Raw genomic sequence first — 14140 nt, forward strand, 5'->3', positions numbered from 1 at the left:
TTACCTCACCGCCAACAGAGAGCGGAAGCCACCGCGCAAGACGATAGCGATCAGCGCCGGCGCGCCAAGCGCGGCCAGCAAGGTCCCGACGGGCAGCTCGAAGGGCTGCAACAGCCAGCGGGCCAGAACGTCAGCTGCCAGCAAAAACAGCATGCCGAACAGCGTCGAGAACAGCAGCTGTCGTAGCAGGGCGACCGGCTCGATCAAGCGAGCGCAATACGCAGCCAGAAAACCCACGAAGCCAACGGGTCCGGCTAACGAGATCGCACAGGCCGTGAGCAAGGTCGACGCGACCAGTACGCCCAGTCGCACCCATGTCGTGTGAATGCCCAGGGCCCGGGCCTGGCTGTCACCCATCTGCATCAGGGTCAGTTGTCGGCACAGCAGCCCGGCAAGCGCAAGGCCTATCAGCGCGACGGGCGTGACGGTGCCCACCGCTTCGAGCCGGGTGGCCGAGAGGGAACCCAGATTCCAGAACCGAAACTGCTCCAGCGCCACCCGTGTCGACAGCAGCATGAAATTCGAAAGGCCGCCGAATATCGCAGCCAGCGCCACGCCAGCCAAAATGAGTTTCAGCGGGCTGGCCTGGCCCAGCATGAGGCCGATGCCGAGTACCACGAGATTGCCCAGCAGGGCACCGGCACCGGACCAGAGCAGGTAGCCCCGTGTCGATTCGACGCCGTAGAAAATGAGACCGATGACCAGACCCAGTACGGCGCCGGCATTTACGCCGAGCAAGCCGGGTTCGGCCAGCGGATTACGTGTCGCGCTTTGCAACAGCGAAGCGGCAATGGCAAGACTTCCGCCAACAACAAGCGCTGCCAGCGTGCGTGGCAAACGCAGTGTTTCTACGACCATGGCGAGCTTTTCATCCGCCACGGCGAGTTGGTCTCCGAGCAGAAAGTGCAGCACGTCCACCGCGCCGTAGACTCCGGCGCCGGTGCTCATCGAGATCACCAGCAAACTCATCAGAAGCGCGCCACCCATAACGAGGACAGCTTGCTGGTAGCCGGGGAAAGTCGCGTCAGTTCGTGTCATTGGTTTTAAGCAAATTCCTGAACCCGGCAGCGAGCTGCCGGGGTGTAGCGGGGGTTAGATGTCGTAACTGAAGCCAACGAACACCGTGCGGCCCATGAGGATGTTGTCGACTGACTGGGCGACATCGTCGCGCTTCTCGTTGGTCAGGTTGTTCATGCCCGCTTTCAAGGAAAGCTCGCGGGTGGCCTGATACCTCGCACCAAGATTCAGCTGATGGAACGCACCGCTTTCAACGTTTGGCTGGGCTGCCGAGACGTAGAGGAGTTGGCTACCGGTGTACTGGTAATCCAGATTCAGCCCCAAATCCGGCATGGCCTGCCAGTCGAAGCCGATGTTGGCGACATGCTGCGGGCTATTGCGCAGCTGTTCGTCGGTATCTCGATCCTCTGCATCCGAATAGGTGTAGTTCGCCCGCAGTCCCATGGTATCGCTCAGGTTATAACGACCTTGCAACTCGTAGCCCTGAACGCGCGCCTTGCTGACGTTGCTATAGGTCATCACGGCAGGTCGGTAGCCAACACGCCAGGTGTCGGTGATGATCATGTCGTCGATATCGTTGTTGAAAAGCATGATGCCGGCCTCAACGCGCTCGTTCTGGTAGAGCGTACCGATCTCGTAGCTGGTTGCTGTCTCGGGCTTGAGGTTTGGGTTGCCGACCAGCGTACACATGCCACGGCAGGCCAAGACGCCATAGGTTTCGTCAGACTGATAAATGCTTGGTGCCTTGAACGAGCGACCCACGCCGCCTTTGATTACCCAGTTGTCGGTGAGGTTGTACACGCCGTAGGCCCGCGGGCTGAATTCGCTGCCGAAGCTGTCGTGGTCATCCAGGCGTCCACCCAGGGTCACGTCCAGATTACCGATAGAAAACTCGTCTTGCAGGTAAACAGCCTTCTGATCGACCTCCGTTTCGCTGCCCAGATTCTGGTTGTGTGCCAGCTCGGTACGGCGCAATTCACTGCCGAGGGTAAGCAGGTGGTTGCCGAGAAATGCGGTCACCTGGCCGTCAACGGTGTGGTTCTTCTGCTCGATGTCGCCTTTCATGCCGCGCAGGTTGGTCATGATCTGCGAGTCGTCCATCAACTCCACGTTTTCGTAGTAATACCGAACCCGTGTGTTGAATCCGTCCCAGTTGCCGGTATGGCCGAGGCCAAAGCTCCAGCGCTCCATCTCCTGAATGTTTTGAACGACCGCACCGAAGTTATTCCACTCGGCTTCGCGGTCATCCTTGCGGTGGGTGATATCCAGGTCAACCGTCTGACGTTCGTCCAGCAACCAGCTGAGGGAGCCGTATGCGCTGGTGGCCTGGCGCTGTTCGGCTGCATCGGTATTGGGGTTGACCGTTTGTTCGCTGAGCCAGGCGGCCTGGTCGGTTGTTTCAAGAATGAGATTGCCGAGCAGCTTGTTCTCGATCAGCGAGCCGCTGACGTACCCGCTAGCCTTATGGCTGTCGCCCGATTCGCCCTCGGTGGGGTGTGCGTAGGTGTAGGCGATACCGGCCTTGGTCTCTTCGGTGGGCTGACGCAGGATCACGTTGACCACGCCGCCCAGCGCATCAGCACCGTACAACGATGACATCGGGCCGCGAATCACTTCGATGCGCTCGATAGCCGCCATCGGGATCGAGGACAGATCGAAGTCGTTGGCATAGTTGGAGGACAGCGCATCGCGTGAGTTGATCCGGCGGCCGTTGACCAGCAACAGGGTGTAGTCCGAGTCCATTCCGCGCAGCTTGATTTCCTGCCGCCCGTAGGTCGACGACGGGTTGAGATGGACGCCAGGCAGGTACTTCACCGCATCGGCCAGGTTGTACACCGGACGCTGCTCGAGCTCTTCGCGGGTAACGACCGATACGCTGGCCGGCGCACTGAGTTCGCTATGCGAGGTCTGCGTGGCGGTGATGACTTGCTGTTCCAGGGCAACAGGCTCGGCCGCAAGGGCGGCAAGCGGCATAAGGCTGGCCAGAATGGTCAGGGATAGGTGACGGGGACGGCTGATACCCCGGTTTAGTGCGATTGACATAGCATGCTCCGTTGCTGCTCGAGGGTCGAAAGGACTGATCACGTATCCGCGGCGGGTTAGCCCGCCTGTTGTTTGGTCGGGCTCATGTCGCGCTGTCTGATGCCATGAAGCAGGTAAAGCACGCCCAGACCGGCCACGACGCCCGCTAATGCGTAGAAGGCTGCTAGCTGTTCGAAGCCGATCAACTGGTGTTGAGGCCCTTCGCTCAGGTAGTGCGCTGAAAACAGACTGCCGAGTCCGGCGGCGATGTTCGAAACCGTTCCTTGAAAGGCCATGAACGCTGCGCGTTGGTGAGCATGGGGAACGCCGGCGGCAATGGTCATGCTGCTGTTGGTGCGCACGGCACTCAGCGCCATGAACAGCGTGAAGATGACGTAAAGGGTGATGCCAACCGGGGCGGCGAACCCGAGCAGCGTCACCAGCGAGAGGCAGCCACTGCTGACAAGCACCACTGTTACGGCGCTGCCGCGATCAATCCAGGCGCCGCCGATCCGCATGGCCGCAAGGCTGGCCACCCCGCCGTGCAGATACAGCATGCCGAGATGCGCGCGGGGAAAACCCAGGTTGAATTCAAAGTAAGTGGCGAAGTGGGGCACCAACAGGAAGTGCCCGAACATCTGTAACGATGTGATGCCGAGCGCGGCCAGGCAAAGGCGCGAAGCCAGCAGCGATTTGATCGAGGCCTTCGGGCGCTGAACGGTCACGGGCTTGGGAAGCAACAACTGGCACAGTAATGCCAGCAGCAGCCCAGTGCCGCCCAACAGTAAGAAAGGAGCGGTCCAGTCCAAGCGAATCGAGCATTCCAAGGCCAATGGAATGATCAGGATCGCAGCAAGTGAAAATCCCATTCCGACGTAGGCGAGCTGACGGCCGCGTTCTGCGGGCGGTATCAGGTCGAGCATGGTGGCCATCAGGATTGCGCCCATCGGTCCCGCCACCAGGCCGGACAATACGAAAATCGCAATCAGTTGGTTGGGCCCGGTCGCCCAGGCACAACTGAGCAGCAGGAGAAACCGTAAAACGAGCAGGGCGACCAGTGCGCGCTTACGGTCGAAATGATCCAACCAGGGTGCACTGACGAATCCGCTCAGCGCGGCAGCCAAGGTGGCGCCGCCGCTGATGTAGCCGATGTGGCTAGCCTCCATGCCGAGCTCGCGCACGAGGTCCGGCCCCAGCGGCATGACCATCATCAGGCTGCCAATGGACAGCATGTTGATCAGCATCGCTAGGTGAACGGCGATCCTTGTCTGGACGGCAACTTTCATCGGATTGCGGCACGCTCGGTTTGTCAGGCGGGCTGCATCCTAAGACAAGCTTAACGCTATATCAAACACAAATCGTTCGCATTAGCATAATCAGGCGATGCCGGTTGTTGCCTTCAGATGCAACAGCAACATTGCGCAACGCGCGAAACCGCAACCCACATGTTCAAACTGCAGACCTTCGGCGGGTTATTTCGCGGCGGAGTGGGTGGGTTCGGTCGACCAGCATGTCGAGACCAAACCAGCAAGAGCGTGACCTTCTCCGTTAATTTAGCCTGTCACCCACGCCAGTCAGCCGATGGTCATCAGGCTGGCATTGCCGCCCGCCGCAGCGGTATTGATGCTCAACGCCCGCTCGATCAACAGCCGCTCAAGCGGAATGTCGGTGTCGCCGCTCATCATTCCCTGCACGCCGATAATCGGACCGCTGCGCTGCGACAGCCGCTGGCTGACCTCAAGTAACTGGTCGGTGTCGCCGTGATACAGCACGGCATCGAAACGCGTCGCGTCGCTGGTCCAATCCGGCGTCAGCGTGATCCTGGCTTGAACTGACTGCGGGAGCGTGCCGTGCAGCGCTTTTACCGACGGTAGATCCGTCATCACCGCCTCGCTGCCAACGGCCAATACCGCAGCCAGCTGGGTCAACAGGTCGCCTTCGTCATCCGCCAGACACAGGACATGTTCGCGTGGTAGCAGGCTGTAGCTGTTACGTTCACCGGTGGGGCCGTTAAGCAGGCGCGTGGTGCCGCTCTGAGATTGACTGGCGTAACGGTCGCACAACGCGGCAATTGATTCCCGGCCGTTTCGCCGGGCCCAGTCCTGGAACTGCCTGGCGGCGTCGACCTGGGCGGGGGAGCGACGCACTTCGGGCTGCGCAGGAGAACCGCCGAAGTCGAGTGCGCGCAACAGTGCGTCGTCCGGCCGCTCTGACAGCAGACGGTATAGATACAGTGGGCCGCCAGCCTTGGGGCCGGTACCGGAAAGCCCTTCGCCGCCGAACGGCTGCACCCCGACAACCGCGCCGACGATGTTGCGATTGACGTACAGATTGCCCACCTTGGCCCGGTCGATGACCCTGGCGATGGTTTCGTCGATGCGCGTATGCACCCCTAGCGTCAGTCCATAGCCCGCTGCGTTGATCTGGTCCAGTAATTGATCAAGCTCGGTGCGGCGGTAGCGCAACACATGCAGTACCGGGCCGAAGACTTCCTGCTGCAGCTCATCAAGGCGTTCGAGTTCGATCAGCGTAGGTGTTACATAAGTGCCATGAGCACAGGCTATTTCATCGACACGGGCCAGCTGATGCACGCGGCGACCCTTGTCGCGCATGGCTTGCAGGTGGCGCTCGATGTTGTCGCGCGCCTCGGCGTCGATTACCGGGCCGACATCCACTGACAGGCGCTGCGGGTTCCCTATACGCGCTTCGCCCATGGCACCCTTGAGCATGCCGATAACTCTTTCGGCGACATCCTCCTGTATGCAAAACACCCGCAGGGCTGAGCAGCGTTGACCGGCACTGTCGAAAGCCGACGCCATCACGTCCATGACCACCTGCTCGGCCAATGCTGACGAATCAACGATCATCGCATTCTGGCCACCGGTTTCAGCAATCAAGGGAATGCTACGGCCGCGCTCATCCAGGCGCCCGGCAATGCTGCGCTGCAGGATCGAAGCGACCGCTGTGGAACCGGTGAACATCACGCCGCGGATGCGCTCGTCGGCGATCAGTTGGGCACCGACGGTTTCGCCGCGTCCCGGCAGTAGCTGCAGCGCGCTTTTAGGCACGCCTGCTTCATGCAGGATCTGCACGCCCAGCATGGCAACCAAGGGTGTCTGCTCCGCAGGCTTGGCCAGTACCGTATTGCCGGCGCCCAACGCGGCGCAGACCTGGCCGGTAAAGATTGCCAATGGGAAGTTCCAAGGGCTGATGCAGACCACCGGGCCGAGCGGGAGATGAGTGTCGTTGTGGAAGTTGTCACGCACCTCGGCGCCGTAGAAGCGCAGGAAATCGACGGCTTCGCGCACCTCCGCTATCGCATTGGCGTATGACTTGCCAGCCTCACGGATGAGCACACCTAGCAGCTGCTGCATGCGCTGTTCCATCAATTCCGCAGCTTTTTCCAATGCCGCGGCGCGCTCTGCCGGTGGTGTGGTGCGCCAGGCACTGGCACTGTCGAGAGCACAGCGCAGGGCAGTATCGACGTCCGTTTCGCTCGCTTCTTGCACGTGACCGACGATGTCTCGGTGGTCAGCAGGATTGAGCAAGGGGGCAGCAGAGGTCGTCGAAACGGTGTCGCAGCCGAGCAATGGGCTGGCGGTGAGGCGCACGCGTGCGCCGGCAAGCAAGGCGGACGAAAGCGAGGCCAGCCTTTGCTCGTTGGACAGATCGATACCGCAGGCGTTGAGACGGCCTTCGCCATAGAGATTGTGCGGCAACGGAATCCGTGGATGCGGCAGGCCGAGGGTGCCTTCCGAGGAGAACAACTGCTCGACCGTCTTTACCGGGTCGGCCACCAGTTCGTCCAACGAGATGCTCTTGTCCGCAATGCGGTTGACGAAGGAGGTATTGGCGCCGTTTTCCAGCAGGCGACGCACCAGATAGGCCAGTAGGGTTTCATGGCTGCCAACCGGTGCGTAGATCCGGCAAGGCCGGTTTAGACGGTCTTCACCCTTGCCAACTACCTGTTCGTACAGCGGCTCGCCCATGCCGTGCAGGCACTGAAATTCATATTGGCCGGGGTAATAGTTCTGGCCGGCCAGGTGGTAGACCGCAGCCAGCGTGTGCGCATTGTGCGTGGCAAACTGCGGATAGATCGCCTCGGGCGCAGCGAGCAGTTTGCGTGCACAGGCAATGAACGACACGTCGGTATAAGCCTTGCGCGTATAGACCGGGTAGCCCTCCAGACCGTTAAGTTGCGCCAGTTTGATCTCGCTGTCCCAGTAAGCGCCCTTGACCAGGCGGATCATCAAGCGATGGTGGCTGCGCTTGGCTAGGTCGATCAGGAAATCCACTACATAGGGGCAGCGCTTCTGGTAAGCCTGAATGACAAAGCCGATGCCATTCCAGTCGGCCAGTGAAGGCTCGAAGCAGAGCCGTTCGAGCAGTTCCAGCGACAGCTCGAGACGGTCCGCTTCCTCGGCATCAATGTTGATGCCAATGTCGTAGCGCCGTGCCAGTTCAGTCAGCGACACCAGGACCGGGTAGAGCTCGTCCATCACCCGATCGTACTGCGCACGGCTGTAACGCGGGTGCAGCGCCGACAGTTTGATCGAGATGCCTGGGCCCTCGTAGATCCCCCGACCGCGCGAAGCCATGCCGATGGAGTGGATCGCCTGTTCGTACGAGGCCAGATAACGACGTGCGTCTGCAGCGGTCAGCGCCGCTTCGCCAAGCATGTCATAGGAGTAGCGGAAGCCTTTGGCCTCCATGGTTTGGGCATTGGCCAGCGCTTCGTTGATGGTTTCGCCGGTAACGAACTGCTCGCCCATCAGCCGCATCGCCATATCCACGCCCTTGCGGATGAGCGGCTCGCCACCTTTGCCGATCAGGCGATTCAGTGATGAAGAAAGGCTGGTTTCATTGTGCGTGGCCACCAGCCGGCCGGTGAGCATCAAGCCCCAGGTGGCGGCGTTGACGAAGACCGACTGGCTGTTACCTAGGTGCGGTTGCCAGTTGCCGGTGCTGATCTTGTCGCGGATCAACGCATCACGTGTGCCTTTGTCCGGCACCCTGAGCAGCGCTTCGGCCAGGCACATCAGGGCGACGCCTTCCTGGGATGACAACGAGAATTCCTGAAGCAGCCCTTGAACCAGGCCCTGACGTCCGCCGGCACTTTTCTGATTACGCAGTTTCTCGGCGATGCGCAGCGCGAGACGGTGGGTCGCTTCGGCCTTTTCCGGTGACAGCCGCGCCTGCTCCAACAACATCGGCAATGCCTCTGGTTCAGGGCGGCGATAGGCTGCAGTAATGGCCGCGCGGAGCACCGACTGCGGCAGGATACTTTCGGCAAACTCGAGAAATGGCAGGCTGCCAGGGGTGAATTCAGCCGTCTGGTGCTGGCTGGCCTGCGGCGGCGGCTCGGCGTCGTGTGGTTGAGTGTCGCTCTCGACCTGTTCAAGGTAGCGCAGCAGCGCTTGCTCGATCACCCACTGCGGAGGACGCTCAAGCCGGTTGGCTGCCTCCTCGAGCCGATTGCGCATTGCCTCGTCGAGCTCGACACCGAGCGTGCTGGTGACCATGTGGCTGTCCTCCGGGGTGAGGTGAGGCTGGATACCTGAGCGGCGGCACGGTCAATGCAATCTGTCATGTCGACCGATAGCCGAATAAGAACGTGATCGGCATCCGTGTCTCTCCTCCTCAGCGTAGACCCTTGCAGTGCGTTGGACCGTCCTCCGGAGAACGGTGCAGGCCGTTGCCGGAGTGCGTGGTCATCTGCGCGCTGGCTCAACCGCATGCGACTGGGCTTCTCGAGGGCGAGCAGTGGCCAGCGACGCGCAAGCATCGCAACTCCTATGAGCAAGCGTGAAGGAGAAAGTGGAGATGAAGATCGGAACGGTCTGAAGATCATATCGATTGGGCCCGCGATACCCGCCGTGAGCTTTCCAGGTGTTTGCGCCGCAGCGCAGCGGGTCATGACGAGCAGTGCGCCAAATGGCTGATGGCGTATTTCACTGGCACGCCGCGCCGAAATCGACGGTGCCGGCGAGCCCGTTGATGAGCTGCCGGCTCTGGAGTCTCACGACACGATCCGTCTGGCGACCAGATTCAGCCGGTTCAACGCGATGTGAATGCACCCCACTGAGCGCCAATTCTCGCCGGGTCGCTGCTCGCCTGTCCGGTCCTCGGTGCCCTATCCACGCCTGAGTAACCTGATCAGCTCAACGCTTTTCGGGCTCAGGCACGTCGGTCACGCTGACTCCTTCCTCGCGGATTTTGTCTTCCGCTTCAAGTTCATCGTCCTCGTCGCCTTGCAGGCTCTGCTGATCAGGTGCTGGGTCGTATTGCAGTTCGACCAGCACGGGGAAATGGTCAGAGCCGAACGCCGGCAGGCGCTGGATGCGTACCAGCTGGAAATGGTGGCTATGAAACAGGTGGTCCAGCGGCCAGCGGAGAAACCAGTGCTGGGCGTGGAAGCTGTTGACCATGCCGCGCCCGACCCGGGGGTCCAGCAGGCCGCTGATCTTGCGAAACAGACGTGTGTTGGGTGACCAGGCTACATCGTTGAGATCGCCTGTCACGATGACCGGAATATCTTCCAGATCGTCCCGAACGCTCTCAGCCACTACCAGCAGTTCGACGTCGCGCTCGGTTGATTCGTCGTTTTCCGTGGGGCTAGGCGGTGCGGGGTGCAGGAAGTGCATGCGAATCGCCAACTGATCATTCAGATGGACCTTGGCGTGCATCGACGGCACATCGTCTTCGACCAGGAAACGGGTCTCCGCGTTTTCCAGCGGCAACCGGGACCAGACATGCATACCGTAAAGGTTGTCCAGCGGGCACCGGCAGGAGTAGGGGTAATCGTCGCTCAGTTCCTCGAGCTGATCCTCCCACCATTGGTCTGTTTCGAGCGTCACCAGAATGTCGGGGCGATACTCACGGACAAGCGCCTTGAGCTTGTCCGTCTGGCGGTTAGGCGTCAGGACGTTGGCCGCCATGACGCGTATGCGAGGCTTGTCGCGGCCTGGGACGGCGGTTTTGACCTCGGAGCGCCACAAACGGGTGTAGGGAATGATCCACCAGGCCTGATAGGCGAGGCAGAAAATCGCCAGGGCGCTGATCAGAACCTGCAGCGGTTCTGAATAGGACAGCAATAATGCCTGGGCCAGTAGTAATGCAAAGGCGAGTACGCACAGTTGCAGGCGAGGAAAATCCAGCCCGCGTACCCACCAGACTGGGTTCTTCCATAGCGGTAGAAGCGTTAGCGCAACCAGCAGGCCAGTCGCTGCCAACAAGATCCCTTCCGTCATGATCGACTCTCCATGGAGTTCGGCGCGATGTGATATCGGCCTTTTGGGTACCTGAAAGCAGGCATTACGGATTCGTCCCGTTGATGCCTTCATTGGTTCCGCTTGTTATGTGTTGGAGAGAACGGGGAGAGAGCGGCAGTGTTAAGGAAGCGCTGAGTAAAAGGAGCCCACAAAAAAGCCTGACACGCAAAACGTGTCAGGCCTTCGCTGGAACGGTTATCTCTGGCTGTTACAGCGGCTCGCCAATGGCCGCGCAGCTGTTCGGCGTCGCGGCATGCTTTCTCAACACCGCCAACTGGGGCTGCTCCGCGCCTCCTGCTACGTCGAGGGCAAGAATGTAGTTGCCCCACCATGGGCCGCCGGCCCAGTAGGTCATTGGAACGCAGTTCTCGCGTAGGTAGCCGAGCAGGTTATCCATCGCGACGATCGCATCGGGAGCGTAGTTGGGCACGCCCATCTCGCCGATGAAACCACGCAGGTTGTTGGTCCGCAGCCAGTCCACGAAAGGCTTGGCGCGATTGATGCCGAGCTCCGGGGCAAAGGTTTCGGTCTTGTCGGCGTACATGCCCGAGGTATCCCGGTCCAGGTACATGTGAGCTTCGAAGATTAGTTTGTTCTTCGGATCGCGCATCCAGGGATCTGCGATCAGCTGGGTGTTGGATTGCGGCCAATGCCAGGCGCTTGAGAAGCGGTCGCCAGCCACGTAGATCCAATGTGTGCGGTCAACTTTGCGGATTTCCTTCGCGGCGGCCAGCGCCGCTTGGGGCCAAAGTCCCTTGGTGTTTGGCTCATTCATCAGTCCGTAACCACTCAGTGCCGGATGATTGCCGATTTTCTGCGCGATACGCTTCCAGGTATTGGCGAACGACTGGATCGATACAGTTTCGGATCCGATCGGTTGGCGGTAGTAGCGATAGTAGTTATGCATGTCCAGCACAACCTTGACGCCGTGCTTGTGGGCAAAGTCGAGTGACTGGGTAAGCAATGTCAGTTGCGCGGTGTCGAGTTCAGTGTCCAGCCGGGGTTGGATGCGCTCCCATAGGAATGGCAACCGGACCAGTTTCAGGCCTTGTTCGGCGTACTTCTTGTAATAGGACTCGGCAGGATAGATGTAATTGGTACCGTGCTTGCCCGGCAAAACAGAAGGACCGAAGGCGGCCCCGGACAGGGCAACACCGACCAGTTGAACAGGCTCGATTGCTGGCAGCGTTACATTGCCTATCGGCGAAGATCCGGCCGGCAGAAGAGCTGGCCCTGCAGCCAGGCTCAGTTTGTTAGGGTACCCAACACGATTGCCGTCAAGCGCAGGACCATCCATGAATACCGACAGCGCGCCGCTGGCAGCCTTCACTGAGGTGATGGTGCGCACCTGACCGTCGGCCGTGCGTACCGATGCGCCTACTACGAAGGCCGCCTTGTTCTGCGCCGTCGCAGCGACCGAAACGCCCGCCGACGCCCGCCAGGAGCCGTTCAGCCAGTAGCTATTGGTGAACTTGTTGATAAGCGCCGCATGGCTCGGAGCGGAAACCGGAGCTGGACTCTGTTCGACTGGCATGGGCAGCGTGCTCGCCACGGTACTCACGCGGAGCCTGTTGGGATAACCGACCAGATTGCCGTTGAGCACCGGACCGTTCATGAACACCGTCAGCGCCCCGCTGGCGGGTTTGAGCGCGGTGACAGTTCGAATCTGTCCATCTGCCGTTCGCACCGCGGTGCCGACTTTGAACGCGGCAATATTCTGCTGGGTCGCGGCAACCGATACCCCAGCCGAGGCGCGCCAGGAGCCGTTCAGCCAGTAGCTGTTGGTGAATTTATTAATCAGCGCCGAGTAGGAGACGGTTGAGACGCCCGTAGTCGGGGTGGTAGCGGCGTATAGACCGCTTACAGGGACCAAAGCAAAAAGCGCGGACAGGGCAATTGTGGACATGGGCCCTTTGCAGGCCTTAGAAACAAACGAGGTAAACATCGGCTCACCGTGATCATGAACATCGAAACGCAGGTTTCGATGAAGTGACAGGGGGAGGTTGATCAATAAGCGGCGCTGCAAAGGCAGGCGGATACCACAAACAGAACGAACCAATGGGTAAGCGAAATGGGCTTGCGAGGCCGCCCGTTCCGCTTGGATAGTTATAATTTATTTCATATATCGCTAAAACATTAAGCGCCTTGTATAAGTCGTCAAAAAACAGTCAGTTTATAAGCTTGATATCAATTTGATGTTCAAATGCCATGCTTACCGGATTTCGAGAAGGGCTGGAAGCCCCTAGCTATAAAGGCGGCAGTAATAGTGGCGTCATTTTTTTGAATTCGCCGTTAACGCCGTCTCGCTTCAGGCGGCAGAGATAATCCGATAAACGGCATCATTATTTTTGAACTATCTGCAGGCCGGTGAAGTTCATGGCGAATCGGTACACGGATAAGCCACCCGAAGCGAGGCTTGCGCTCACGCAGTTCGCGCGTTTGTGGCTACGTTGAGGAAGGGTTTTGGTTGTGCTTGTAAAGCGCTGATGCTTCGGGCAGGGTCGAAGCCAGGCTTCTATCTACGGAGTGAACTCATGTCGGAGCTATATCCCCGCGTCGACCCCGATGGACTGATCGAATATTCAGTTGTCTACACGGACCGATCGCTAAACCACATGTCCAAGTCGTTCCAGGGCGTCATGAACGACATATCCACCACACTGAAATCTGTCTACAACGCCCACTCGGTTGTAGTGGTGCCCGGCAGTGGTACTTTCGGAATGGAAGCTGTTGCGCGCCAGCTTGCGCATGACCGCAACTGCCTGGTGATCCGAAACGGCTGGTTCAGCTATCGATGGACGCAAATATTCGATATGGGCAGCATTCCGGCGCAGTCCACGGTGCTGAAAGCTCGACCGGTGGATCAGGCGGCGCAAGCTGCTTTCATGCCACCGCCAATAGACGAAGTCGTCGCCAGCATCGCCGCCAATAAGCCGGACCTCGTGTTCGCTCCGCACGTGGAAACATCGTCCGGGATCATCCTCCCCGACGACTACCTGCGCGCAGTCAGCGATGCGGTACACGCGGTGGGGGGGCTGTTTGTGCTGGACTGCATCGCCTCAGGAGCGCTGTGGGTGGATATGCAGGCAAGCGGTATGGATGTGCTGATCAGTGCGCCACAAAAAGGCTGGAGCGCGTCACCCTGCTGCGCGCTGGTGATGCTCAGCGAGGCTGCCCAGGCACGCGTCGAGGCGACACAGAGCAGCAGTTTCGCTTGCGACCTCAAGAAGTGGCTGCAGATCATGCAGGCCTACGAGCAGGGCGGTCATGCCTATCACGCGACCATGCCAAGCGACGGATTGGCGCGATTTCGCGACGTCATGTTGGAGACACGGGATTACGGCTTCGAAACCGTTCGTGCACAGCAACTGGAACTCGGTCAGCGAGTTCGGTCGTTGCTGGCTCAGCAGGGCTTCAAGAGTGTGGCTGCCGAAGGATTCGAAGCGCCCGGCGTAGTGGTCTGCTACACCGACGATGCAGGCATCAAGAACGGTAGCAAGTTTGCGGCGCAGGGGCTGCAAATTGCTGCGGGTGTGCCCCTACAGTGCGACGAGCCAGCGGATTTCCAGACCTTCCGCATGGGGCTATTTGGTCTTGAAAAACTGAAAAATATCGATCGGACTTTGAATATCTTGCAGCGCGCGCTCAATGAGATCGTTCCCGTCTAGGTCAAGGCTATAAGAGCGGTCCGGAAGAATAAAGACCGCTCGTCGAGCAATCAAAAGGCGTCAATAACGATTCGCGGCCCAGTTGTTTACCCATTACGCGTGCCGGAGGCCTCGTGAATACTGTCGTTGGGAGGGGGTTAAGCGGCTGGAACCTGCGAGATA

At 59.8% G+C, this 14140-nt stretch carries 7 protein-coding genes; 1 reads left to right on the plus strand and 6 read right to left on the minus strand.

Annotation, left to right across the window (positions count from 1 at the left end):
- From CXK96_RS03620 to CXK96_RS03650, 6 genes are all read right to left on the minus strand, one after another.
- Complete coding sequence (locus CXK96_RS03620; protein ID WP_102835139.1) at positions 1-1038, minus strand: FecCD family ABC transporter permease; 1038 nt, start codon at positions 1036-1038, stop codon at positions 1-3.
- 54 nt (positions 1039-1092) lie between these two features.
- Positions 1093-3060, minus strand: coding sequence for a TonB-dependent receptor domain-containing protein (locus tag CXK96_RS03625; protein WP_180981485.1), 1968 nt, complete (start codon positions 3058-3060; stop codon positions 1093-1095).
- 56 nt (positions 3061-3116) lie between these two features.
- Positions 3117-4325 (minus strand): MFS transporter, encoded by a 1209-nt coding sequence (locus tag CXK96_RS03630; RefSeq protein WP_180981486.1) that lies wholly within the window; start codon positions 4323-4325, stop codon positions 3117-3119.
- Between the two features lie 288 nt (positions 4326-4613).
- Positions 4614-8561, minus strand: a complete 3948-nt coding sequence (putA, locus tag CXK96_RS03635; RefSeq protein WP_102835141.1) for a trifunctional transcriptional regulator/proline dehydrogenase/L-glutamate gamma-semialdehyde dehydrogenase — start codon at positions 8559-8561, stop codon at positions 4614-4616.
- 639 nt (positions 8562-9200) lie between these two features.
- Positions 9201-10289: an endonuclease/exonuclease/phosphatase family protein gene (locus CXK96_RS03645; RefSeq protein ID WP_102835142.1), complete on the minus strand. Its 1089-nt coding sequence runs from the start codon at positions 10287-10289 to the stop codon at positions 9201-9203.
- 229 nt (positions 10290-10518) lie between these two features.
- Positions 10519-12216, minus strand: coding sequence for a glycoside hydrolase family 5 protein (locus CXK96_RS03650; RefSeq protein WP_102835143.1), 1698 nt, complete (start codon positions 12214-12216; stop codon positions 10519-10521).
- 628 nt (positions 12217-12844) lie between these two features.
- On the opposite strand from CXK96_RS03650, the gene CXK96_RS03655 reads away from it, so the two are divergent.
- Positions 12845-13978 carry an aminotransferase class V-fold PLP-dependent enzyme gene (locus CXK96_RS03655; protein ID WP_102835144.1) on the plus strand — a complete coding sequence of 378 codons (1134 nt, stop codon included), beginning with the start codon at positions 12845-12847 and terminating at the stop codon, positions 13976-13978.
- Positions 13979-14140 lie beyond the last annotated feature (162 nt).

The sequence above is a fragment of the Stutzerimonas stutzeri genome (assembly GCF_002890895.1).
In the GTDB taxonomy this organism is placed as follows: domain Bacteria; phylum Pseudomonadota; class Gammaproteobacteria; order Pseudomonadales; family Pseudomonadaceae; genus Stutzerimonas; species Stutzerimonas stutzeri_AB.